The 23,140-nt window shown below is 69.0% G+C and carries 25 protein-coding genes; 18 read left to right on the top strand and 7 right to left on the bottom strand.

The features are described 5' to 3' along the window. Window positions 1-4 precede the first annotated feature (4 nt). Both BN984_RS04840 and BN984_RS04845 read right to left on the bottom strand, forming a co-directional pair. Window positions 5-1,117, bottom strand: coding sequence for a pyridoxal-phosphate-dependent aminotransferase family protein (locus BN984_RS04840; protein ID WP_049968582.1), 1,113 nt, complete (start codon window positions 1,115-1,117; stop codon window positions 5-7). 153 nt (window positions 1,118-1,270) lie between these two features. Beyond that, window positions 1,271-2,260 (bottom strand): ring-cleaving dioxygenase, encoded by a 990-nt coding sequence (locus BN984_RS04845; protein WP_049967796.1) that lies wholly within the window; start codon window positions 2,258-2,260, stop codon window positions 1,271-1,273. A 146-nt stretch (window positions 2,261-2,406) separates the two neighbouring features. Here BN984_RS04845 and BN984_RS04850 point away from each other — a divergent pair, with 146 nt between their 5' ends. Together BN984_RS04850 and BN984_RS04855 are read left to right on the top strand one after the other, a co-directional pair. Continuing rightward, on the top strand, window positions 2,407-3,291 hold the full coding sequence (locus BN984_RS04850) for an aldo/keto reductase (protein WP_008095133.1): 885 nt from the start codon (window positions 2,407-2,409) through the stop codon (window positions 3,289-3,291). Window positions 3,292-3,322: 31 nt separating this feature from the next. Continuing rightward, window positions 3,323-4,069 (top strand): class I SAM-dependent methyltransferase, encoded by a 747-nt coding sequence (locus tag BN984_RS04855; RefSeq protein ID WP_049967797.1) that lies wholly within the window; start codon window positions 3,323-3,325, stop codon window positions 4,067-4,069. A 9-nt stretch (window positions 4,070-4,078) separates the two neighbouring features. On the opposite strand, the gene BN984_RS04860 is transcribed toward BN984_RS04855, so the two are convergent. The 4 genes from BN984_RS04860 to thiE all read right to left on the bottom strand — a co-directional run bounded on the left by BN984_RS04860 (window position 4,079) and on the right by thiE (window position 7,335). Then, window positions 4,079-4,876 (bottom strand): HpcH/HpaI aldolase family protein, encoded by a 798-nt coding sequence (locus BN984_RS04860; RefSeq protein WP_008095130.1) that lies wholly within the window; start codon window positions 4,874-4,876, stop codon window positions 4,079-4,081. A 75-nt stretch (window positions 4,877-4,951) separates the two neighbouring features. After that, window positions 4,952-5,809, bottom strand: coding sequence for a bifunctional hydroxymethylpyrimidine kinase/phosphomethylpyrimidine kinase (gene thiD / locus BN984_RS04865; RefSeq protein ID WP_049967798.1), 858 nt, complete (start codon window positions 5,807-5,809; stop codon window positions 4,952-4,954). After that, a complete protein-coding gene (gene thiM, locus BN984_RS04870; RefSeq protein WP_181950685.1) occupies window positions 5,810-6,706 on the bottom strand; it encodes a hydroxyethylthiazole kinase in 897 nt (298 codons plus the stop codon). After that, a complete protein-coding gene (gene thiE / locus BN984_RS04875; RefSeq protein WP_181950686.1) occupies window positions 6,703-7,335 on the bottom strand; it encodes a thiamine phosphate synthase in 633 nt (210 codons plus the stop codon). The genes thiM and thiE overlap by 4 nt, the downstream gene beginning before the upstream one ends. Window positions 7,336-7,515: 180 nt before the next feature. On the opposite strand from thiE, the gene BN984_RS04880 reads away from it, so the two are divergent. The 16 genes from BN984_RS04880 to BN984_RS04955 all read left to right on the top strand — a co-directional run bounded on the left by BN984_RS04880 (window position 7,516) and on the right by BN984_RS04955 (window position 21,843). Then, entirely contained in the window at window positions 7,516-8,091 is a 576-nt protein-coding gene (locus BN984_RS04880) for a flavodoxin domain-containing protein (protein ID WP_049967799.1), read from the top strand. A 30-nt stretch (window positions 8,092-8,121) separates the two neighbouring features. Continuing rightward, on the top strand, window positions 8,122-8,934 hold the full coding sequence (locus BN984_RS04885; protein WP_049967800.1) for a hypothetical protein: 813 nt from the start codon (window positions 8,122-8,124) through the stop codon (window positions 8,932-8,934). Between the two features lie 133 nt (window positions 8,935-9,067). Then, window positions 9,068-12,214, top strand: a complete 3,147-nt coding sequence (locus BN984_RS04890; RefSeq protein WP_049967801.1) for an FAD-binding and (Fe-S)-binding domain-containing protein — start codon at window positions 9,068-9,070, stop codon at window positions 12,212-12,214. Between the two features lie 195 nt (window positions 12,215-12,409). Continuing rightward, window positions 12,410-13,546 carry a pyridoxal-phosphate-dependent aminotransferase family protein gene (locus BN984_RS04895; RefSeq protein ID WP_008095115.1) on the top strand — a complete coding sequence of 379 codons (1,137 nt, stop codon included), beginning with the start codon at window positions 12,410-12,412 and terminating at the stop codon, window positions 13,544-13,546. A 127-nt stretch (window positions 13,547-13,673) separates the two neighbouring features. Next, window positions 13,674-13,940, top strand: coding sequence for a hypothetical protein (locus tag BN984_RS04900; protein WP_049967802.1), 267 nt, complete (start codon window positions 13,674-13,676; stop codon window positions 13,938-13,940). Window positions 13,941-14,012: 72 nt separating this feature from the next. Next, window positions 14,013-14,618, top strand: coding sequence for a hypothetical protein (locus BN984_RS04905; RefSeq protein ID WP_008095110.1), 606 nt, complete (start codon window positions 14,013-14,015; stop codon window positions 14,616-14,618). Between the two features lie 88 nt (window positions 14,619-14,706). Next, window positions 14,707-15,987 carry a histidinol dehydrogenase gene (gene hisD / locus BN984_RS04910; protein ID WP_181950704.1) on the top strand — a complete coding sequence of 427 codons (1,281 nt, stop codon included), beginning with the start codon at window positions 14,707-14,709 and terminating at the stop codon, window positions 15,985-15,987. A 120-nt stretch (window positions 15,988-16,107) separates the two neighbouring features. Further along, window positions 16,108-16,473 carry a HesB/IscA family protein gene (locus tag BN984_RS04915; protein ID WP_008095106.1) on the top strand — a complete coding sequence of 122 codons (366 nt, stop codon included), beginning with the start codon at window positions 16,108-16,110 and terminating at the stop codon, window positions 16,471-16,473. Window positions 16,474-16,512: 39 nt separating this feature from the next. Next, window positions 16,513-16,761, top strand: coding sequence for a DUF5816 domain-containing protein (locus BN984_RS04920; protein ID WP_004974710.1), 249 nt, complete (start codon window positions 16,513-16,515; stop codon window positions 16,759-16,761). Between the two features lie 87 nt (window positions 16,762-16,848). Further along, on the top strand, window positions 16,849-17,193 hold the full coding sequence (locus BN984_RS04925) for a DUF7116 family protein (protein ID WP_049967804.1): 345 nt from the start codon (window positions 16,849-16,851) through the stop codon (window positions 17,191-17,193). Between the two features lie 56 nt (window positions 17,194-17,249). Continuing rightward, a complete protein-coding gene (locus BN984_RS04930; RefSeq protein ID WP_008095101.1) occupies window positions 17,250-17,963 on the top strand; it encodes a hypothetical protein in 714 nt (237 codons plus the stop codon). Next, window positions 17,960-18,607 carry a hypothetical protein gene (locus BN984_RS04935; protein WP_049967805.1) on the top strand — a complete coding sequence of 216 codons (648 nt, stop codon included), beginning with the start codon at window positions 17,960-17,962 and terminating at the stop codon, window positions 18,605-18,607. Before BN984_RS04930 ends, BN984_RS04935 begins: the two co-directional genes overlap by 4 nt. 111 nt (window positions 18,608-18,718) lie before the next feature. Continuing rightward, on the top strand, window positions 18,719-19,528 hold the full coding sequence (locus BN984_RS04940) for a helix-turn-helix transcriptional regulator (RefSeq protein ID WP_049967806.1): 810 nt from the start codon (window positions 18,719-18,721) through the stop codon (window positions 19,526-19,528). Between the two features lie 104 nt (window positions 19,529-19,632). Further along, the gene (locus BN984_RS04945; protein ID WP_004042852.1) at window positions 19,633-19,845 is read left to right on the top strand and encodes a dodecin; all 213 of its coding nucleotides are present in this window, start codon (window positions 19,633-19,635) and stop codon (window positions 19,843-19,845) included. Between the two features lie 117 nt (window positions 19,846-19,962). Continuing rightward, a complete protein-coding gene (locus BN984_RS04950; RefSeq protein WP_008095096.1) occupies window positions 19,963-21,342 on the top strand; it encodes a bifunctional metallophosphatase/5'-nucleotidase in 1,380 nt (459 codons plus the stop codon). A gap of 93 nt (window positions 21,343-21,435) precedes the next feature. Then, complete coding sequence (locus tag BN984_RS04955; RefSeq protein ID WP_004974696.1) at window positions 21,436-21,843, top strand: universal stress protein; 408 nt, start codon at window positions 21,436-21,438, stop codon at window positions 21,841-21,843. Between the two features lie 76 nt (window positions 21,844-21,919). Here the strand turns inward: BN984_RS04955 and BN984_RS04960 are convergent, their stop codons facing one another. Then, window positions 21,920-23,089 carry a mechanosensitive ion channel family protein gene (locus BN984_RS04960; protein ID WP_049967807.1) on the bottom strand — a complete coding sequence of 390 codons (1,170 nt, stop codon included), beginning with the start codon at window positions 23,087-23,089 and terminating at the stop codon, window positions 21,920-21,922. Window positions 23,090-23,140 lie beyond the last annotated feature (51 nt).

The following is a 23,140-nucleotide window of genomic DNA, read 5'->3' on the forward strand; positions in this document are numbered from 1 at the left end:
GCCGTTACAGGCCGGCCACGTCTTCGATGGCGTCGGTCAGCGCCTTGATGGACTCCACGTCGTGTTCGCCCATGTGGCCGATGCGGAACGTCTTCTCGCCGAGCGCGGAGCCGTAGCCGTTCGAGAAGGCCATGTCGTACTTCTCGGAGACCTCCTCGATGGTGGCGGCGACGTCGATTCCCTGCGTGTTCTCGATGCAGGCGACGGTCTGGGACTCGTAGCCCTCCTCGGGGAACATGTCGAAGTGCTCGTAGGCCCAGTCGCGGGTGTACTCGGCCATCTCGCGGTGGCGCTGGTCGCGGCCCTCGTGGCCCTCTTCGAGCATGTACTTCATCTGCTTGCGGTACGCGAGCATGATGGGAATCGCGGGGGTGGAGTGGGTCTGGCCCTTACGGTCGTAGTAGTCGAGGGCGCGCTGGAAGCCGCCGTACCACGACGCCGAGTCCTTCGACAGTTCGCGTTCGTAGGCGTCGTCGCTGACGGTGCAGATGGCCAGTCCCGGCGGCATGGCGAACGCCTTCTGCGACGAGGCGAAGATGACGTCGATGTTGTGCTCGTCGATGTCGACGTAGTCGCCGCCGAGAGCGGACACCGCGTCGACGACGAAGTAGGTGTCGGGGTACTCGGCGACCACGTCGCCGATTTCCTCGATGGGGTTGCGGATGCCGGTCGAACTCTCGTTCATCACGGTGGCGACCACGTCGTAGTGCTTGTCGCTGGACTCCAGCGCCTCGCGGATGTCCTCGGGCTTGATGGCCTGGCCCCACTCGTACTCGATGCGGTCGACGTTCTTGCCGAGGCGCTCCGCGACGTTCGCGTGGCGCTCGCTGAAGCTCCCGCAGGTCGGCACGAGGATGTTCTCGTCGACGAGGTTGAGCGTCGACGACTCCCAGATTTCGGTGCCCGACCCCGTGAGAATCATCAGGTCGTTGTCCGTGCCGAGGAACTCCTTCGTGTCCTCGACGATGGTCGTATAGAGGTCGGTCATGCGGTCCATCCGGTGACCGAACATCGGCTGGCACATCTCCTCGATGACGTCCTCGCGCACCTCGGTCGGACCGGGGATGTACAGCGTCTTGTCCTGATAGTCGTCCGTGTATTCGCGTTTTTCCGTCACGTCATCCACCTAAGTACGGACCACTGCGTCGCGGGCGATGATGGTACTTGTGATTGCGACACTCGTCGCGGTGGCTCACGGGGTGCTAACACGGGGCAAAACGGGCGGCGTCGACGGGCGGAACACTGCTCCGGGGCGAGGTGATTCCGAGGGTTAGTCGTCGGCCTCGGCGGACTCGGCCCGCGGGACCGTCACGTCGGTCAGTCCGGCCTCTATCTGCTCGCGCCGGCCTTCGAACTCGCCGGGAAGGACGAGGCGGCCGCCGAGGTCCTCGAGGGGTTCGTCGGCGGTGTAGCCCGGCCCGCTCGTGGCGAGTTCGAACAGCACGCCGCCGAACTCGCGGAAGTAGACCGACCGGAACCAGTGGCGGTTGATCTGTGCGGTCGGGCGCAGACCCTTCGACTGGACGGCCTTGCGCATCGCCTCTTGGTCCTCGTCGGTCGGCGTTTGGAAGGCGACGTGGTGGACCGTGCCGAGGCCCTGTCGACTGCTCTCGATGGTCGGCAACACGTCCACGTACGTCCCGACGCTCCCGGTCGCGGCGAACCGCGTCCGCTCGTCGCCGGGGGTGTCGCCCTGCGCTTCCTCGGTGCCGACGCGCTCGAAGCCCATCGTTTCGAGGAGGTCTTCGGTGGGCTGGGGGTCGGCCAACCAGAGCGTCACGGAGTGGAAGCCGCGAATCGCGGCCTCCTCGGGGACGAACTCGGTCCACGGGACGGTCGGGTCGTCGTCGGGAATTTCGACTTCGACCAGTTCGACCGGGAGGCCGTCGGGGTCGCTGAAGGGGAGGACCGTCTCGCCGAATCGCTCGACTCGCTCGTCGTAGTCGACGCCGTACTCGTCGAATCGCTCCTCCCAGTAGTCGAGACTCCCCTCGGGCACGCGGAACGCGGTCCGGGAGACCTGCCCGGTGCCGACCTTCCCCTGCGAGAGGTTCTCCCACGGGAAGAACGTCATGCTCGTGCCGGGCGTCCCCTCCGCGTCCGTGAAGAAGAAGTGGTACGTGCTGGGGTCGTCCTGATTGATGGAGCGCTTGGCGAGGCGGAGCCCGAGCGTCTCGACCCAGAAGTCGAGGTTCTGCTGCGGGTCGCCCGCGATGCAGGTGACGTGGTGAATGCCGGGTGTGGGCGTGGGTTCTGCCATGGACGGTGCTACGGGCCGCAAGGACTTGAGTATCCGCTGACGCGAGTGTTACCGGGTCGCGGTGACGCTATCGCGTCGCGGACGCAGAGACGGCAGTTTAGTTGTCGAGACACACGTTTTTGTCCGTCGACGGTGACGTTCGACGTATGCAAACCCGCGCACTCGGCGACACCGGCCACGAGAGTAGTATCGCGACGTTCGGCGCTATCGCGCTCAACTGGCTCGAACAGGAGGGCGCGAACCAGATGGTCGAACACGTCCTCTCGAAGGGCGTCAACCACTTCGACGTGGCTCCGACCTACGGCGACGCGGAACTCAAGCTGGGGCCGAAGCTCCGCCAGCACCGCGAGGACATCTTCCTCGGCTGCAAGACCCAAGAGCGGGGCTACGAGGGCGCAAAGCGGAAGCTCGACCGCTCGTTCGACCGCCTCGGCGTCGACTACATCGACCTCTATCAGGTCCACGGCCTCGAATACGAGTCCGAACTGGACGAAATCACGGCGGACGACGGGGCGCTCGCGGCCTTCCGCGAGGCGAAAGACGAGGGGAAAATCGGCCACATCGGCCTGACGAGTCACGGGAATCCGGGGCTCATCCGCGACGCCATCGACCGCATCGACGACCTCGAAACGCTGATGTTCCCGCTGAACCCCGTCGTCGTCGGCAAGGACGACGACGAACACGACTACGCGGGCGTCTTCGAGGCGGCCGAGGAGGCCGGAATCGGCACCCTCGGAATCAAGGCGTTCGCCCGCGGGCCGTGGCCCGACACCGACGAACTACCCGAGGCCGACCGGCCGTTCCCCAACTGGTACGAGCCGGTCGACACCCCGGGCGAAATCGCGGAGCGGTTCGACTTCGCGGCCGCCCAGGGCCTCACGAGCGTCGTCACGCCGGGCGACCCGAAGCTCGTGGCGATGGTCCTCGACGCCGCGACGCGGTACAACGGCATGGACGAGACGGCCCAGCGGTCCCTCATCGAGCGCCTCCGGCACGACGAGAGCCCGGTTCCGGAGCAACTGCACCACTAGCGAGCGAACGGCTCTACCCTCGATTCCCGCGATGGACGTTCCCACGACCGTTACGGCCGCCCTCGACGACCGTCCGGTCCACGGCGCGGTCTGTCTGGAGGCCGGCGCGGGGACCGGCAACACTACCGCCGGACTCCTCGACGCGGGCGCGGAGCGCGTCTACGCCGTCACGAACGACCCGGAGCACGCGGCAATCGTCCGCGACCGCGTGACTCCGTCGCCGACGGACCGAGCGAGAACCGCGGTGCTGGAGGCCGACGTCCGGAGCCTCCCGCTCGCCGACGACTCGGTCGATGTCGTCACCGCTCACGGGCTGTTCAACCTCGTCGGTCCCGCGTCGCTCGCCGCCGTCGCGAGCGAGCTAACGCGGGTCGCCGCGCCCGGCTGTCACCTCGTCCTCGACGACTACGAACCGCTCCCCGACGACGCCGCGGTTCGAGAGCTGTTCGCGCTCGAAAACGCGGCGAGCCAGTTGGCCCGCGGGCGGCCCGCGCTGACGTTCTATCCGGCCGACGCGCTCAGGGCGCTGTTTTCGGGATACGGCTGGCGCTTCGACCGCGAACTGACCCTGCTCGACCCGGTGCCGTGGTCCGCGAGCCACGTCGAGGCGCACGCGTCGGTGGCGACCTCGCTGGCGGCTGAAGTCCCCGGCGAGATGGTGAAGTGGCTCGCCGACGAGGCCGAGCGCGTCGCCGACGCGGTCGAATCGGAGTCCGCGGGCGAGATGTACAGCGTGGCGATGCGGTTGTCCGACTCGGGGTCGGACGCGACTCGATAGGCGCGGGCGCTACCCCTCGCGGTCGAACGTCGCGGCGTCGAACCAGCCGTCGACGACGCCCTTGAGCGCGCCGGTGGTGCTGCCGAGGTTGATGAGCCGATAGCCGTTTTCCGCCTTCTCGTTCACGTCGTCCATGTCGAAGCCGAGGCCGCCGACGGGGACGCCGGCTTCGACCGCGGCCGAGCGAACTCGCTCGACGGCCTCCTGCACGTCGGGGTGGTCTATCTCTCCGGGGTGGCCGAGCGACACCGAGAGGTCGAACGGGCCGATGAAGACGAAGCCCAGTTCGGGCACGTCGAGAATCGCGTCGAGGTCCGAAAGCGACTCGGCGGTCTCGATGGTCACGCCGACGAGGGTCTCGCGGTCCTCGCTCGCGACGTAGTCGTCGGCGAGCCCCCACCGGCGGGCGCGCGGCGACGCGAGGCCGCGGTCGCCGGGGCCGTCGCCGTAGGTGAATCGGGCCGACCGAACCGCCTCGCGGACCTCCTCGGCCGACTCCACGCGCGGGAGGAAGACGTTCCTGACGCCGAGGTCGAGGGCTTTCCGGACGAACTCCGGGTCCGTCGTCGGGAGCCGGACCAGCGGCTCGATGCCGGTTCGTTCCGCCGCGCGGAGGAGGTCCTCCATCGCGCCCGAGTCGAGCGGACTCGGCCCGCCGTGTTCGAGGTCGAGCCACACGAAGTCGAGGCCGAGCTCGCCGTAGAACTCCACGAGCGTCGGGCTGTAGGTGTTGTCGAGGACGCCGAGCGCGACGCCGCCACTCTCGATTCGGGCACGAAGCGCGTTCGCGGCTGCTTTCTCTGCCATGTTCGTGATACGACACGTATCTGGAAAAAGGCGCGTGCCGCGAGCACCTCGGACGAGTGCCGGCGCGACCGGCGGTCAGTCGTCGCCGTCGGGCGCGTCCGTGTCGGGGGTCCAGCCGTCGCCGACGCCGACGAGGTGGTTCACGCTCCCCGCACCCTCACCCACGTCGGCCGGTTCGGCGAGGGTTGCGCGCGTGAACTCGATACCGTGCCGGACGGCGTCGGCGAGGTCGTCGCCGCGGGCGAGGCGGGCGGCGACGGCGCTCGAAAGCGTACAGCCGGAGCCGTGAGTCGCCGTCGCGTCGATGCGCGGATTGACGAACGTCGTCGTCTCCGTCGGCGTGACGAGCGTGTCCACCACGGTGTCGTCGTCGGTGGCGACGTGGCCGCCCTTCAGGAGCACGGCGTCGGCGCCCCGGTCGAAGAACCAGTCGGCGGCCTCGGAGACGGCTGCCGGCGAGTCGGGGAACACGCCCGTCAGCGCCTCGGCCTCGTCGGCGTTCGGGGTCGCGAGCGTCGCCCGCGCGAACAGGGCGTCGTAGGCGTCGACGGCGTCCTCGTCCAGCAGTCGGTCGCCGGAGGTGGCGACCATCACGGGGTCGAGGACGACCGGGCCGTCGTAGTCGGCGAGGCAGTCGGCGACCGTCTCGACCGCCTCGACGGTCGCCAGCATCCCGAGTTTGACGGCGGCGATGTCGAAGTCGTCGGCGACGGCCTCGTACTGGGCGCGAATCGACTCGGTCGGGAGGACGTGCGAGCCCTCGACGCCGCGGGTGTTCTGGGCCGTCGCGGCCACGATGACCGACCCGCCGTAGACGCCGAGCCGAGTCATCGTCTTCAGGTCCGCTTGGATGCCCGCGCCGCCGCCGGAGTCGCTGGAGGCGATGGTGAGGACGTACGGCGGCGTCCGCGGGTCGGGGGCGGCCCCCGGCATCTATCGGACCTCGATGCGGTCGATTCGGTCGGCGATGTCTGGCGTCGAGGCGTCCGCGAGTCCGGCGACCGCGTCGAGGAAGGCGATTTTGTAGCTCGCCGGGCCGCGGTAGTCGCCGAACGCGCCCTCGGCGGCGAGTTCGCCCGCGAGCCCGTAGGCTGCGGTCCCGGAGAGCGCCGCCGAAAGCGGGTCGTCGAGCGCGGCCTCGAACACGGCGAGCGTCACGCCGAGCATACAGCCGGTTCCGACGACCGCGCCCATCATCGAGTGGCCGGCGTCGACCTCGAAGGCGGCCTCCTCGGTGGCGACGATGTCGGTCTCGCCGGAGGCGACGACGACCGCGCCGGTCTTCCGGGCGCACTCGACGGCCGCGGCGGCGATTTCGGCGTACTCCCCGACCGACTCGACCCCGCGGACCTCGGCGTCGTCGCCGACGAGCGCGGATATCTCCCCGTAGTTGCCGTTGAGCACGTCAACGTCGAGGTCGGTGACGAGGCGGTCCGCGACCCGGTCGCGCGTCGGGGTCGCACCGACGCCGACGGGGTCGACGACGAGGGGGACGCCGGCCTCGTTCGCGGCGCGGCCGGCGGTCAGCATCGTCTCCTCGCCGGACTCGCTCACGGTCCCCATGTTGAGCAGACAGCCGTCGGCGATGCCGACCATGTCGCCGACTTCGCGCTCGTCGTCGGACATGACCGGCAGGCCGCCCCAGTAGAGCGTGATGTTCGCCACGTCGTTGACAGTCACGTCGTTCGTGACCGAGTTGATGAGCGGTTGCTCGCCCGCGACGGCGGCGAGCGCCTCGTCCAGCGCCACGTCGGGGACGCCGCCCACGTCGTTCGCGTCGCCCGAACCGCCCGGTCCACCCGCGCCGTCCGCGTCGTCGCGTCCGCTCATCGGCGGTCCCTCCCGGCGGCGACCGAGTCGGCGAGATGGCGAGTCGCGTCGGTGGGGTCGTCCGCGGCGGTGATAGCCGAGACGACCGCGACGCCGTCGGCCCCGGCGGCGACCACGTCGGCGGCGTTGTCGGGCGTGACGCCGCCGATGCCGACGAACGGAATCGAGACGGCGTCCGCGATGGCCGACACCCGCTCGGTCCCGATTTCGGACTGCTCGGGGTCGGTGTCCTTCGTGTCCGTGGCGAACACCGCGCCGACGCCGAGGTAGTCCGCGCCGGCCTCCTCGGCGGTTCTCGCGCCCGTGACGGTCGAGACCGACCGGCCGACGATGGCGTCGTCGCCGAGCTGTTCGCGCGCGACCGAGACGGGCACGTCGTCGTCGCCGAGGTGGACGCCGTCGGCGTCGATGGCCGCCGCGATGTCGACCCGGTCGTTGACGACGAGGGGGACGCCCGCGTCGGCCGTCACGGCCCGAACCTCGCGACCGACCTCGTAGCGGTCGCGGGCGCTCGCGTGCTTCTCCCGGAGTTGAACGACGTCGACGCCGCCGTCGACCGCGGCCTGCACCACGTCCGGCGTCGACCGCCCGCCGGAGCGGTCCGACTGCGTCACTAGATAGGTTCCCATCGAGGTATTCATGAGTTGTATTCTGGAGTGATGTAGCGACGGGCAAAATAGTTCCTCCTCGCGGGTCGGAGTCGACTCGGCCGGCTTCGCGTCGAATCGGGTCGCGGTCGGTTCTCGGGGGGTGAGAGGCTGTGTGTGGGGTTATGCTGTGCGCGAACCAACAGGTATGCGGTGAGCTGTATGGGGACGATACTCGTCGCGTACGGGAGCAAAGAGGGACAGACCGAGAAGATAGCCGGGCGCATCGCCGAGGCGCTGGCGGCGCACGGGCACGACGCGAGGACCGCCTCGGTCGCCGATTCGGACGTTAGCGAGGCGCTCGCCGACGCCGACGCGGTGCTCGTCGGGTCGTCGATTCACGTGGGCGCGCACTCGAAACCGGTCTACGAGTTCGTCCGCGAGCACCGCGACGATATCGAGGCGCGGCCCAACGGGTTCTTCCAGGTGTCGCTGTCGTCGGCGCTCGACGACGAGGACGCCCGCGCCGAGGTCGCGACGTACCTCGACGAGTTCGTCGAAGAGAGCGGCTGGCACCCGGAGCGGATGGCCGCGTTCGGCGGGGCGCTTCGGTACTCGGAGTACGGCTTTCTCACCCGGATGATGATGAAGCGCATCGCCAAGGGGGCGACCGGCGACACGGACGCCTCCCGCGACTACGAGTACACCGACTGGGACGAAGTCGAGTCGTTCGCCGCCGACTTCGCCGAGTTCGTGGAGTCGACCGCGGGCACCGCCGCGGGAGGTGCGGCGGTCTGAGCGGGCGGTCTGACCTGCCCGGTGATTTCGATGAATTTCCGCACACTCGGCATCGTCGTCGTCGCCGCGCTCGTCGTGGTCGCGGTCGCGGCCGGCGGGCTCTGGGCGTTCGGCCGGCTTTCGTCCCTCGACTCCTACGGGAGCCAGTACGACTACAGCGTCCGCGTCTCGGCCGACGAGCCGATTTCGAACGTGACGGTCCTCGTGCCGCTACCCGTCAGCGACGGCTCCTCGGCCGTCGGTGAGGCCGTCGAGTCCCGCGAGTACCTGCTTCCGACGGGCTGGGCGTACGACGTGGTCGAGACGGAGTACGGCCCGATGCTCCGCCTCCGGGCCGACGAGCTTCCCGCCGACCCAACGTACTACCGGGCGGTCGTCGAGAACGACCGGCTCGTCCGCTGGGAGCCGATTCCGGCGAGCGAGTACAGTCGGAACGACTCCGACACGCTCCGCGTCGAACACGACGCCATAGACCTCAGCGCCGACGTGCGGGTGAACCAGTCCATCGACACGCTCGCGCCCGAGGGGACCGAACCGCTGTTCGAACCGCGCGAGAACGCCCGGCTCGTCCCGTGTGACTGGCCGAGCAACAGCGACGACACCCGGTGTTACGACTACGAGTCGATGCTGTTCGTCCAGTACGACGGCCCCGAGACGACGAACGTCTCGGTGAGCGTCGAACTCCGCGGCGCGAACTCGTGGTGGGTCGGCGGCTGGAACTACAACGAGTACGTCGACCACGTCGCCGCCTACGACCTCCCAGCGGACCGCCAGGGCTGGGTTGTCGCCGACGGCGAACTGCGAACCGGCGTCGGGAACTACCTCCGGAATCCGCCGCAGTAGGACGGGTTCTCACCCGGCTCAGCACACTCGTCCCGCGCGCGACGAAGCCGGTCCGCCGCGAACGACTACCGCTTCTGGCAAACATGGCGAGTCACACACAGGTTTTTGCTATCCTGCACGATTATACGTGATAATGTCTGGCGACGGCCCTTCGCGGGCGACCCGCATCGTGGCGGAGACGGACGACGAGGAACGAGGCGACTTCCGGCGGTTTCAGGAGTCGCGCGACTACGACGTGGTCGACGTAGCCGAGCACGCCGACCTCGCCGCCGACCTCCGGGAAGTCGTCTCCGGCGAGGTACGCTTCGACGAGTACGCGCAGGTGCTGTACGCAACCGACGGGTCGATTTACCGAGCGCGCCCGGCGGGGGTGGTCGTCCCCCGCGACGAGGACGACGTGCGCGCCGCGGTGCGGACGGCGGCCGAGCACGACGTTCCCGTCCTCCCGCGCGGGGCTGGGTCGTCGCTGGCGGGACAGACCGTCGGCCCCGGTTGCGTCGTCATCGACTGCTCGAAGTACATGGACGAAATCGTCTGCGTGGACCCCGACGCGCGGCGGGCGCGGGTCCAACCCGGCGTGGTGCAGGACGACCTCGACGACCGCCTCGCCGACCACGGACTGAAGTTCGCGCCGGACCCCGCCTCCTCGAACCGGGCGACCGTCGGCGGCGGCATCGGCAACAACTCCACGGGCGCGCACTCGGTCCGCTACGGCATCACCGACGCCTACACCGAGGAGTTACGGGTCGTCCTCGACGACGGGTCGGTCGTCCACACCCGCGACGTGGTCGTCGGGAGCGACGAGTGGGACCGCATCGTCGGCAAAGACGACCGCGAAGCCGACATCTACCGGACCGTCCTCGGCCTCGTCGAGGAACACGAGGGGGAAATCGAGCGGCGGTATCCGAGCCTCAAGCGGTCGGTGTCGGGCTACAACCTCCACAAGGTCGTCTCCGAGACGGACGACGGCGAGACGGTCATCAACCTCTCCAAACTGTTCGTCGGCGCGGAGGGCACCCTCGGCGTCGTCGTCGAGGCCACCGTGTCTCTCGTGACGGTCCCCGAGGAGACGGCGCTCGTCCTCTACGCCTACGACGACCTCGTGGAGGCGATGGCGGCGGTCCCCGACGCCCTCGACTTCGACGCCAGCGCGGTCGAGCTCATGGACGACGAGGTGCTTCGGATGGCCGCCGAGTCCAGCGAGTACGCGCAGTACGTCGAGGAGATTCCTGACGGGACGGCGGCGACGCTGATGCTGGAGTTCGACTCCGAACTGCACGACGACTTCGAGGCGGTGATTCGCGAGGCGAACGGCCACTTCCTGCGAGACGGCGACACCGAGGCCGGTGGCGACGCCGACGGCGGCGCGTTCGAGGCTATCGAGGCGTACACGCCCGAGGCGCAGGCGGACCTCTGGAAGCTCCGCAAGGCGGCGATTCCGCTTCTCATGTCGCTTCCGGGCGACCCGAAACCGTACCCGTTCATCGAGGACGCGAGCGTCCCGCCCGAGGAACTCGCGGAGTACGTCCAGTCGTTCGAGGAAGTGCTGGAAGACCACGGCACGTCGGCCGCGTACTTCGCCCACGCCGGCGCGGGGACGCTCCACATCCGCCCGATTCTGAACCTGAAAGACGGCGCGGGCATCGAGACGATGCGCGCCATCACCGACGACGTAACCGACCTCGTGTTGGACCATCGCGGAGCCTTCTCGGGCGAACACGGCGACGGGATGGCCCGGACCGAGTGGAATCCCAAGATGTACGGCCCCGAACTCTGGGGCGCGTTCAAGGAGCTGAAAACGGCGTTCGACCCCGACTGGCGCATGAACCCCGGGAACGTCGTCTATCGGGACGGTCCCTCCGACCCGGGTCCGGAGGGCGACCGCGGCGTCGGCGCGGACATGCGCGAGAACCTCCGGTACGGCGCGGCCTACCAGTCCATCGAGCCCGCGACGACGCTGGACTTCTCGGACGAGAGCGGCTTCTCCCACCTCGTCGAACTCTGCAACGGCTGCGGCACCTGTCGGCAGACCGGGTCGGAGACGATGTGTCCGACCTACCGCGCCTCGAAGGACGAAGCCGAGACGACCCGCGGTCGGGCCAACATGCTCCGCGCCGCAATCAGCGGCGACCTCCCGGAAGACGAGATTCACTCAGACCGGTTCCAAGAGGAGGTCCTCGGGCTCTGCGTCGGCTGTAAGGGCTGTCAGAACGACTGCCCGACCGGCGTCGACCTGGCGAAGCTCAAAGCCGAGGTGAAACACGCCCACCACACAGAGGCGGGCGCGTCGCTCCGCGAGCGCCTGTTCGCCCACATCGACCGGTTGGCGGGCGTCGGCAGCGCCCTCGCACCCGTCTCGAACTGGGCGGCCGAGCTACCGGGCGCGCGGGCCGCGATGGAGCGACTCGCGGGCATCGCCCCCGACCGAGCGCTCCCGTCGTTCACCCGCGACACGCTCGAATCGTGGATGGACGCGCGACGACCCCGCGTGCCGGCGTCCGAAGCCGACCACCGCGTCCTCCTGTTTCCCGACACCTACACGAACTACGTCACGCCCGAAATCGGGAAGGCGGCGGTGCGGGTGCTTGAGGCGGCCGGGGTCCACGTCCGCCTCGCGGAAGGGATCGAGCCGAGCGGTCGCGCCGCCTACTCCGGCGGCTTCCTCAACCTCGCGCGGCGGCGCGCGGGACACAACGTCGAGACGCTCCGCCCGTCGGTCGAAAACGGCTGGTCGGTCGTCTTCGTCGAGCCCTCCGACGCGGTGATGTTCCAAGACGAGTACGCCGACCTCCTGCCGGACGACGCGGTCGCCCCGGTCGCGGCGGCCGCCTACGGCGTCATGGAGTTCCTCGACACCTATCGGCTGGCCGAGGGGCTTCCGATTCGCGGCCGCTCGTCCGACGGCGACGCGGCCGGAACCGTCGCCTCCGCGGTCGCCGACGGCGGCGCGCTCGGCTCGCTCACCTACCACGGCCACTGCAACCAGAAGGCGCTGAACAAGGACCACCACGCGGTGGGCGTCCTCCGGCGGGTCGGCTACGAGGTCGACCCCCTCGATTCGAGTTGTTGCGGCATGGCCGGGAGCTTCGGCTACGAGGCCGAACACTACGACCTCTCGAAGGCAATCGGTGACATCCTGTTCGAACAGGTGGACGAGAGCCCGGGCGACGAGGTGGTCGCCCCCGGCGCGTCGTGTCGGACGCAACTGGAAGACAGGGACGACGCGGCGCGGCGACCGCCGCACCCGATAGAGAAGGTCGCGCAGGCGCTGTCGGGGTGAGCGGGCTACGCGAAGCACTCGACCGGCCGGCCGGAGTTCCACGGGTCGGATAGGCGAGTCGGGGCCTGTCGGAGTCAGTCCCACTTCACAGCGTTCCGCAATCACATCCCTTTTGCCCGTTTGCGTGGCACGTGCAGTCAGACCATGTCCGATGCACCCGATGTCGGCGAACTCAGCCCGCCGAATCGCACGCTGATGGGCCCCGGCCCGAGCGACGTCCACCCGCGCGTGCTCCGCGCGATGTCCACGCCGCTCGTCGGCCACCTCGACCCGTCGTTTATCGACATCATGAACGAGGTGCAGGAGCTCATGCGCTACGCGTTCCGCACCGACAACAAGTGGACGATTCCGGTCTCGGGGACCGGGTCGGCGTCGATGGAGGCGGCCATCGGCAACCTCGTCGAACCGGGTGACACGATGCTCGTCCCGACGAACGGTTACTTCGGCGGACGCATGGAGTCGATGGCCGAGCGCGCCGGCGGCGAGGTCGTCCACGTGGACGCGCCGTGGGGCGAGCCGCTCGACCCCGCGGACGTGCAGGACGCCTTCGACGAGCACCAGCCGGACGTGTTCGGGTTCGTCCACGCCGAGACCTCGACGGGCGTGAAACAGCCGGGCGTGCCCGAACTGACGAGCATCGCCCACGACCACGACGCGCTCGTCGTCGCCGACACCGTCACCTCGCTGGGCGGGGTCGAACTCGAAGTCGACGACTGGGGCATCGACGTGGCCTACTCCGGGCCGCAGAAGTGCCTGTCGTGCCCGCCGGGCGCGAGCCCGCTGACGCTCAACGACCGCGCGATGGACAAGGTGCTCTCGCGGGAGAAGTCGCCCCGCTCGTGGTACCTCGACCTGTCGCTCTTGGAGGGCTACTGGGGCGACGACCGCTCGTACCACCACACCGCGCCCATCACCAACGTCTACGCCATCCGCGAGGCGCTCCGTCTGGTCGCCGAGGAGGGCATCGAAGAGCGGTGGGCGCGCCACCGCCGGGTCGCGGGCGCGCTGAAAGCCGGCGTCGAGGCGATGGGCCTCGGCCTCAACCCCGAAGACGAGTACTGGCTGCCGAGCCTCAACGCGGTGCTCGTCCCCGACGGCGTCGACGCGGGCGCGGCCATCGACTACGTCCTCGACCACTACGACCTCGAAATCGCCGGCGGCCTCGGCGCGCTCGCGGGCGACATCTTCCGCGTCGGCTGTATGGGCCACTCGGCGCGGCCGGAGAACGTCTCGTTCCTCCTGACCGCACTCGGGGAGGCGCTGGAGGCGCAGGGCGCGGACGTGGACCCCGAGGCCGGCTTCGCCGCCATGCGCGAGCAGTTGCGCCAGTAGCGACCCCGAACCGGCGGCAATTCGATGTGAACCGCGGCGAAACTCGGCGAAACCGACGCAAAACGCCCGCCACGGTGTCCCGTATTCATGAGCGTCGCTCCGCGAGTGGCGACCGAAGCGATTCACCATGAACCGACGCAGACTCACTCTCGTCGGCGTCTCGCTCGCGGCTCTCGCCGCGACCGCGGGCCTCGCCGCGGCCGCACCGAGCGAGAACGCACAGCAATCGGGCCCCGAGGCCGGCCAGCAGGGGCCGCCCGGCGAACTCCCCGGACCGGCCCCGGAGTTCGTCTCGGACATCCACGACCTCGTTAGCGACTTCCTGAACGGGGCCCTCGACGGGTCGCTTGGGGGCTCGCTAAGCGACCTCGCCGACGACTTTTCGGGTGCGTAACTAAGTGCGACCCGAAGGTAGCCGGCAACTGAGCTGAACGACAGCCGTCCAAGACGAAGTTTCAATTCAGTTATGAGACGAACACTCCTCGTCGCCGCGACAGTTCTGGTCCTCCTCACGGCCGGCGTCTCGGCCGCGTTCGTGACCGGAATCGGACCGTTCTCCGACGACGACGCCGACTCAGACGAACCGTTCCCCACGCAGACGACCGCGCCGCCCGACGACGGCGATAGCGGCGATAGCGGTAGCAGCGACAGCGGAAGTAGTGACAGCGAGAGTGGAGACAGCAGTAGCGACGACGGAGACGGCGACGCGGCCGAAAGCGAATCGGTGCCGCCGTTCGGCGTCGTCGTCGACAACATCGAGAAGTGCGGCCAGACGTGCCGCGACGTGACGAGCACGATAACCAACCAGCAGGACGCCGATAGTTCCGGCGTCACCGTCTACAGTCGCATCTTCGTCGGCAACAGCACCGACCCGGACGACGAGGTCTGGCGCGGGTCCCAAGCGGTCGGCGGCCTCGCGGCCGGCGAGTCCTACACGACGACGAAGCGCGTCAAACTCTCGTACTCCGAGGCGTTCGCGGTCCGGCAGGCCGACGGCTGGATTACGGTCCAGACGACCATCGAGACCGACGACCGGACCCTGACGTACACGGAACAGCGCGACGTGGCGTAAGTCGCGCGAGGCCGCGGCGCGAGGCGCGGGCGCCGCCCACCGCTTCCGCAACGACTTTTCGCGCCGGCCGCAAAGCCGAGGTATGAACATCGAGGTTCGCGAACTGGCCGACCTCGGCACCGACGCCCGCCGCGCCTTCTTCGAGCGGGACGCCGGTGTCGGCGAGGTTCGCTCCGACGTGCGCGACATCGTCGAGCGCGTCCACCGCGAGGGGGACGTGGCGGTCCGTGAGTTCTCAAGCGAGTTCGACGGCGTTCAGGTCGGTAATATCGACGTGACCGACGCCGCCGAGCGCGCCTACGACGAAATCGACGACGACGTGCGCGAGGCCATCGAGGCCGCCGCGGCGAACGTCCGCGAGTTCCACGAAAAACAGGTCCCCGAGGACTGGCGCGAGGAGTTCGGCGACGCCGGCACCCGCGAACTCGGGCGTCGGTACCGCCCGCTCGGCCGGGTCGGCGTCTACGCCCCCGGCGGCACCGCCGCCTACCCCTCGAGCGTCCTGATGGGCGTCATTCCCGCGAAGGTCGCGGGGGTCGAACACGTCGCGGTCGCCACGCCGCCCGCGGACCAGATGAACCCCGTCACGCTCGCCGCGATGCACGTCGCGGGCGCGGACGCGGTGTACTCGGTCGGCGGTGCGCAGGGCATCGCCGCGCTCGCCTACGGCACGGAGACGGTGAAGGCCGTCCAGAAGGTCGTCGGGCCGGGCAACAAGTGGGTCACCGCGGCGAAGGCCGAGGTCCGCGGCGACGTTGACATCGACTTCCTCGCCGGTCCCTCCGAGGTGCTCGTCGTCGCCGACGAGACCGCCGAGGCGCGGTTCGTCGCCGCCGACCTCGTCGCGCAGGCCGAACACGACCCGAACGCGTCGGTCGTCGCCGTCACGGACGACGCCGAACTCGCCGAGGAAGTCGTCGCGGAGGTCGAACGACAGGCGGGCGAGCGCGAGCGGACCGAGACCATCGAGGCGGCGCTCGAAGGCGACGCGTCGGGCGTCCTCCTCGCGCGGTCGATGTCCGAGGCGGTGCTGTTCGCCGAGGAGTACGCCGCCGAGCACCTGACGATTCAGGCCGACGACGACGAGGCGCTGTTGGACCGCATCGACTCCGCGGGGAGCGTCTTCCTCGGCCCGTACACGCCCGTCGCGGCCGGCGACTACGCCTCCGGGACGAACCACGTTCTCCCGACGGGCGGCGGCGCGAAGCGACAGGGCGGGCTCTCTGTCGACCACTTCGTCCGCTCGACGACGGTCCAGCGCCTCGACCGCGAGGGACTGTCGGAGCTTTCGGGAACGATTACGACGCTCGCCGAGGCCGAAGGGCTCGACGCGCACGCTCAGAGCGTCCGCGAGCGGTTCGAAGAGTAAGCGAACGCGGCTCGTTCGACTCGTTTTCCTCTGACTTGCGGCCGGTAGCCGAACCCTACCGGGCCGGCTCCGGGTTCCGCCTGCGCCACAGTTAACCGTTCCCACAGTATAGTGGGGCGTATGAGCACGGAATCCGCGAGTGGCGGCGGCGATGTGGCGGTCACGGTCACGCCCGCGGCCGCGGACGAAGCCGTCTCCCTCCTCGAAGGGGAGTCGATGGACACCGACGTGGCGGGCCTCCGACTGTTCGTCCAGCAGGGCGGTTGCGCCGGTCTGTCCTACGGGATGCGCTTCGACAACGAACCGGAAGACGACGACACGGTCGTCGAACAGCACGGTCTTCGGGTGTTCGTCGACCCCGCGAGCATGAACTACATCGGCGGCTCCACCCTCGACTTCGAGGGCGGCCTGCAGGGCGCGGGCTTCCACGTCGATAACCCGAACGCCGAGAGCAGTTGCGGCTGCGGCGAGTCGTTCCGGACGTAGGGACCAATTTCTTAAGCCACCCCCGCGCGAATCGGTGGCATGGCCGAACTCCAGACCCAGACCGTATCGAGCGGCAAGACTGTCTTCGTCGCCACTGACGAGGCCGAGCGCGGCTCGAAGGGGCCGTTCTACGTGGTGTACTCGACCGAGGACGCCGAGAGCCGATGGGGCTACCTCTGCGGTAACTGCGACTCGTTCGACACCGCGATGGACACGATGGCCCGCATCGAGTGCAACAACTGCGGAAACGTCAGAAAGCCCGAGGAGTGGGACGCCGCTCACGAGTAGTCGAGCGGCCGGCGCGACCGTTCGTCAACTATTGGTATGTCATACCGTGGCAATCTTTATCAGGGGTGCGGGTGTACGTAGACGTGCATGGCCCAGGCTTCGATGCCTCCCGTCCAGGAGGCTCGGTCGATATTCGGCCGGCTCGGCTACTCCGTCTCGGGCGACGGAACCGATATGCTGGCCGAACGCAAGTGGCGTACGGTCCACGTGACCGCACTGAGTTCGCGAGAAGCGACCGAATGCCGTCCGGTGCTCGCAGACGGCGGAACCGAGACACCGTATCGGTTCCGCTGCTTCGTGACGTGGGACGACCACATCAGCGCGCTTCGAGAGCGGCTTCGCGGTATCGACCTTCCATACGAGTGGGCAATCATCGGCGTGTCGAACGGTAGTGGGAACGACTACGAGGTCGTTCACGGAACGAACACGTAATCGAAACGGGGCGTCTTCGCCCAAACGTTTTCTCAGCCCGTCGCTAACGGACGGGCATGTCGCAGGCCGCACAGACGGAGCTGGCGCAATTCGTCCGGAGTAGACGGCTCAACGCGGTACTCGCGTGGCTGTTCGTGGGGTTCCTCGTCGCCGTCGCCGTCGGGAGCGTCGTCACCGGCGGCGACCTCGTCTGGGGCGGGTTCGCGGCCGTCGTCGCCGCGGTCACCGTCGTCCCGGCGGTCGCCTTCCGCGAACCGAGAGCGATGCTGCCGTGGGAGGTCGTCGCGCTCGCGTCGCTCCCGCTCGTCGCTCGCGTCCTCGTTCGGGGCCAGACCATCGGCGGCGTGACGTTCTCCGGACGCGTCTCGACGTACCTCGCGGTGGCCGCCATCGCGCTCATCGTCGCCGTCGAACTCGACGTGTTCACGCCGGTCCGGATGAACCACTCGTTCGCGGTCTTCTTCGTCGTCATCGCCACGATGGCCGCCGCCGGCGTCTGGGCGGTCGTCCAGTGGCTCTCGGACCTCTACCTCGGGACGCGCCTGCTGTTGAACGGCCGACCCGAACACGTCGTCGAGGCGGGGCTGATGTGGGACTTCGTCGCCGCCACCGTCGCCGGACTCGGGGCCGGGTTGCTGTTCGAGTACTACTTCCGCCGCCGGGCCGGCTCGCGCAAGCGGCTCCCCGAGGAGGTGGCGGATGTCGCCGAGGACGTGAGTCCGGCGGAAACTGACGACGACTCCACGAGAGAGGGCGGTGAGTCGTCGTGAGGGTTCGCTCGTATCTCCGCATCGACGCGCGACGCCAGCGCCAGCTCTCGCGGGCGATGCAGGTCGTCCTCGTCGGTCTCGTCTTCATCGGCCTCGACCGCGGGAACCTCGGCATCGTCGTCAACGCGCTCGTCGGCCTCGGAGTGACCTACCTCCCGGCGCTACTCGAACGCGACTACCGCATCCCGATGGACGCCGGGCTGACGCTCTGGATATCGACGGCGGCGTTCCTCCACGCGCTGGGTACGGTCGGTCTCCCCGGTTCGGAGACCAGTTTCTACGCGGGCGTCTGGTGGTGGGACCACCTCACGCACGCGCTGTCGTCGTCGGTCGTCGCGGCCGCCGGCTACGCGACCGTCCGCGCGGTCGACGAGCACACGGCGGACATCTACCTGCCACCGCGATTCATGTTCGTCTTCATTCTGCTTTTCGTGCTCGCGTTCGGGGTCTTCTGGGAGGTCATCGAGTTCGCTATCTCGGGGGTTGCCTCGCTCGCCGGCACCGCATCGGTGCTGACGCAGTACGGCCTCGACGACACGCTCCTCGACCTCGTGTTCGACGCCGTCGGTGGGGTCGTCGTCGCCATCTGGGGGACCGCACACCTCTCCGACGTAGTCGGCGCGTTGCAGAAACGGCTCGAATAAACAGCTCGTTGACATATTGGGGCGGCCGTCGGTCTGCCCAAGCCCCCCGATTTCGGGCGAATATCCGGAGTCCCGATATACATTTGTGTAGGCCCTGAGATGTTCACACCGATGTCGAGTTGGATTGGTGACGAGGACGAAGACGAGGGCGGAGACGCGGCCGACGCGTTCGAGGCGGTCGGCCGCCGCCGTCGACTCCTCCAGGCGCTCTCGTCGGAGCCGCTTTCGAAGGCCGACCTCGTCCGCGCGCTCTCGGTCTCTCGGTCCACCGTCGACCGCGGCGTCGAGCGCCTCGTTCAACTCGGACTCGTCGAGCGGTCGAACGGCGGCTTCGTCGCCACGAGCGCGGGTCGCGTCGCCTTGGAGACGCACGACGAGGCGCTCCGGTCGATGGCGAACGTACTCGACGCGAAACCCGTGCTCGACCGCCTCCCGGAATCGGTCAACCCGCCGCCCTCGCTGTTCCGCGACGCGGTCGTCTGCACCGGCGAGCTCCCGGCGATGGAAGCGTGCTCCCCCCTCGAGTTCGACCTCGGCGAATCGACGAGTCTCTCCGGGTTCAACGGCCCGTTCCTGTTCAGCATCTGGCCCGAAGCGCACGAGCAACTCGCGCGGCTCGGTGACAGCGCCACGCTCGTTCTCTCGGCGGAGTCCCTCGACTGGCTCTCGAACCGGTACCCCGACGGGCTCGACGCCATGGTCGACGCCGGCGTCCGCGTGTCCGCGGTCGAGGGCGACCCGTCGTACGGCGTCGTGGTCGTGGACCGACCGACGACGGCGTCGGTCACGCTCGTCGTCTACGACCACATGGGCGGGCCGGAGGCGCTGGTCGTGAGTTACGACTCCGCGGCCGTGGCGTGGGGTCGAACGCGCGTCGCGGCGCGAGCCGAGACGGCGCGTCCGTATCGGCCCGACGAGTGAGCCGCGCGCCGCCACGCACCGCCGCGCACCCTTCCGGCTCGTCCCGCCATCGCCGCCGAATCGGGGACGATTATTTGTGATAGTAAGACGAAGGGTCCGACGAGATGGTGTTCAAGAAAATCACCCTTGTCGGTCGGAGTGCAGAGAGTTTCGACGCCGCCGTCGACGACGCGATTAACCGCGCCGAGGAGACGCTCGCGGGCGTCCACTGGGTCGAAGTAAAGGAACTCGGCGTCGAACTCGCGTCCGTCGAGACCCGAGAGTACCAAGCCGAGGTCGAAGTCGCGTTCGAACTCGAAGGGGAAGACGGCGAGTAGAGACGACGCTCACTCGGTCGAGGCGATGACGGCCGCGCCGGTTCCGCGCCGTCTCGCCCGCCCACGGGCCGTCCCGACGGCTTCTTATCCGCCCGCACCGCCACATTCGAGAAGCGAATGCCTCGGCTCCTCCACTACTCCGACATCGAGAACGTCTTCGACGACACCGAGCGCGCCGGCCGCCTCGCGGGTTGCGTCAGCGCCCTCGACGGCGACGACACGCTCGTGGTCGGCACCGGCGACAACACCGCGCCGGGCGTCCTCTCGCTCGTCGAGCGCGGCGGACAGGCGCTCGACTTCTACGACGCCGTGGACGCCGACCTCGAAACGTTCGGCAACCACGACTTCGACTACGGGCCGAGCCGGACCCGCGAACTCGTCGCCGCGAGCCGGCCGACGTGGGTCACGAGCAACGTCCACGGCGAGGACGGCGGCCGGTTCGCCGCCGCCGAGGGAACCGTCCCGCGAACGACCCGAGAGGTGGACGGGCTGACCCTCGGCTTCTTCGGCGTCACCGACCCCGCGACCGGCACTATCAACCCGGAGGCGGCCGACGTCGGCTTCTCCGACCCCTACGCGGCCGCCGCCGACGCGGCCGCCGCGCTCAGAGACGACGGCGCGGACCTCGTCGTCGCGCTCTCGCACCTCGGCAGCGGCGACGACGAACTCGTCGCCCGGTGCGACGTGGACCTCGTCCTCGGGGGCCACGTCCACGCCGAGCGCGACGACGTGGTCGACGGCGTGCCGGTCGTCCGCCCCGGCGCGAACGGCCACGTCGTCTGGGAGGTCCGCGTCGCCGCCGACAGAATCGAGACGGTCCGCCACCGGACCGCCGAGTACCGGGCCGACGAGGGGCTGGTCGCGGCGCTGGCGGGTCGAGTCGACGCCGCCGGCCTCGACGAGGTGCTCTGTCGAATCGACCGCCCCATGGACCGCGCCGAGGAGACCGTCGCGGCCGGCGAGTGCCGCGTCGGCAACGCCATCGCCGACGCCTACCGCTGGGCGACCGGCGCGGACGTGGGGCTGCAGAACAGCGGCGGCATCCGCTCCGGCCCGCCCATCGGTCCCGAGGTGACCCACGCCGACCTCGTGAGCCTCGTCCCCTTCGAGGAGCACCTCGTCGTCGCCGAGGTGACCGGCACGGAGCTACTGGCGGCGTTCGGGGCCGCCCGCGGGGCCGAGATGGGATTCGGCGAACCGGACTGGTGGCACGCCCACGTCAGCGGCGCGCGCATCGTCTGGGACGACGACCGCGACGAGGTCGTCGCGGCGTTCGTCGGCGGCGAGCCAATCGACCCAGAGGCGCGCTACACCGTCGCCACGAGCGACTACCTGCTCCACAGCACACAGGAGTTCCCGGCCATCACGCAGGCCCACCGCGTCGGCGAGTTCGAGATACAGCACGACGCGCTGGCGCGCTACGCCCGCGAGGTCGGCTTCGACGCCGCGGTCGAAGGGCGCATCGAGCGCCGGTCGGCCACCCGCGCCGACGACTGAGCGCGGTCGAAGGGCCGGAGACGGGCGCGCGTCCGCCGGCCAAGCCGACCGAGAGGGAAAGGTTCACGCACGCCCGGCGAGTGGTCTCGGAGTATGACACGGGTCGTGGTCCCGGTTCGGTACCCCCTCTCGAAGCACTCCCGGGCGACGCTCGAAGAGGCCGTCCGCGTCGCGCGCGAGCGCGACGCCGAGCTGACGGTCCTCCACGTCGACCTCTACCAGTCGAACCGCGGCGTCACGCGGACCGAACTCAAGCGGGCGGTCGAAGCCGAGTTCGGCCCGCTCGTCCGCGCGCGCTACGTGGTCCGCCGAGGCTTCCTCGTCGAGGAGACGATTCTCGAAGAGGTCGCCGCCGAGGAGGCCGACATCGTCGTTATCGGGTCGAAACAGGCGAGCCGCTGGCGGCGGATGCTCCGGCGGTTCCTCGACGACCCCGACATCGACGTGTTCCTCCGCGAAAAACTCGACTGCACGGTCATCACCGTCCGCGCGGACGACTGAGCCGGCGACTCTCGGTTCGGATTCGTTTTTCCGCTTTCGACGCGGCCTCAGTCCCGACTGTGTTCGCCGTTTCTCGTCAGTCGTCGGCGGTGTCCGTCGACTCGGCGTCCGTCGACTCGGCGTCCGTCAACTCGGCGTCCGTCGACTCCGTGGCGTCGGTCGCATCAGTTGGGGTTTCCGGGGTGTCGACACCCTCGCCGTCAGAGACCTGCTGGACGGGCGCTCCCGGTGCCGGCGACGCGGTGGCGTGTCTCCGGTTCGCGGCCTCGTCGCCGGTGACGTGGAGGCTCCCGCTCGTCTCGTCGAAGACGAGGTGGGTGTGCGGGTAGGCGAACTCGACGGTCGCCTCGGACTCCTCGACGAGCGTCCAGAGCCGCGTCTGGACCTCCGACTGGATGCGACCGATTTTGTACGGCTTCAGCGCCCAGTAGCGGAGGCGCAGGAGGACGCCGTTGTCGGCGTAGGAGTTGATGTAGGCGGTCGGCTTCGCCGGGTAGCGGGCGCTCCCGATGCGGATGTCGGGGCCGCCTTCGACCACGGCGTCGCAGTCGCGGGCGGCGCGCTCGACGAGGTCGCGGGCGGCGTCGATGTCGGACTCGTAGGTGACGAGCACGTCGAGCGACAGGCGGGTCCGCTCGTCCTCCGCGGAGTAGTTGATGACGTCGCGGTCGCGGATGTTCGAGTTCGACATCACCAGAAACGTGTTGTCGAGGGTGAATATCTTCGTGTAGCTCAGGGTTATCTCGTCGATGAAGCCCTTCGTGCCGTCGTCGAGTTCTATCATGTCGCCGATTTCGAACGGCTGGTCCGAGAGGACGAACACCCCGTTGATGATGCTCCCGACGATGGGGGCGAGGACGATACCGAGCACCGCCGAGAACACCGTCACCGAGAGGACGATGTCGCCGAGTTCGAGGCCGAGGACGTTCGCCCCGAGGCCGACGCCGAGGAGGACGATGGTGAGCCGGACGATTCGGAGGACCGTCTGGGCGACACTCTGCCGCCGGAACTGCCGGGCGATCGGTCGTCCGAGCAGGCGGACGATGTACTTCGAGAGCCCGACCGCCAGGGAGACGATAACGAGAGCGACGGCGATGCGCCACCCCGGAAACAGGAGGTAGTCCGGCACGAACGCCGGCGGCTCGATTGCCGTCGACTGGAGCGGGGCGACCGCGACGTGACTCCCCGCCGTCAGCGTCCCGCCGACCGCATCCGACGCGTCGGCAACCCCCTCGACTCCGTCCATGGAAACCGCAACGGGGAGCGGTGAAAAAAGGGTTGTTACTCCGAGGGTTCC

The sequence above is a fragment of the Haloferax prahovense genome (genome assembly GCF_000723845.1).
Lineage (GTDB): Archaea > Halobacteriota > Halobacteria > Halobacteriales > Haloferacaceae > Haloferax > Haloferax prahovense.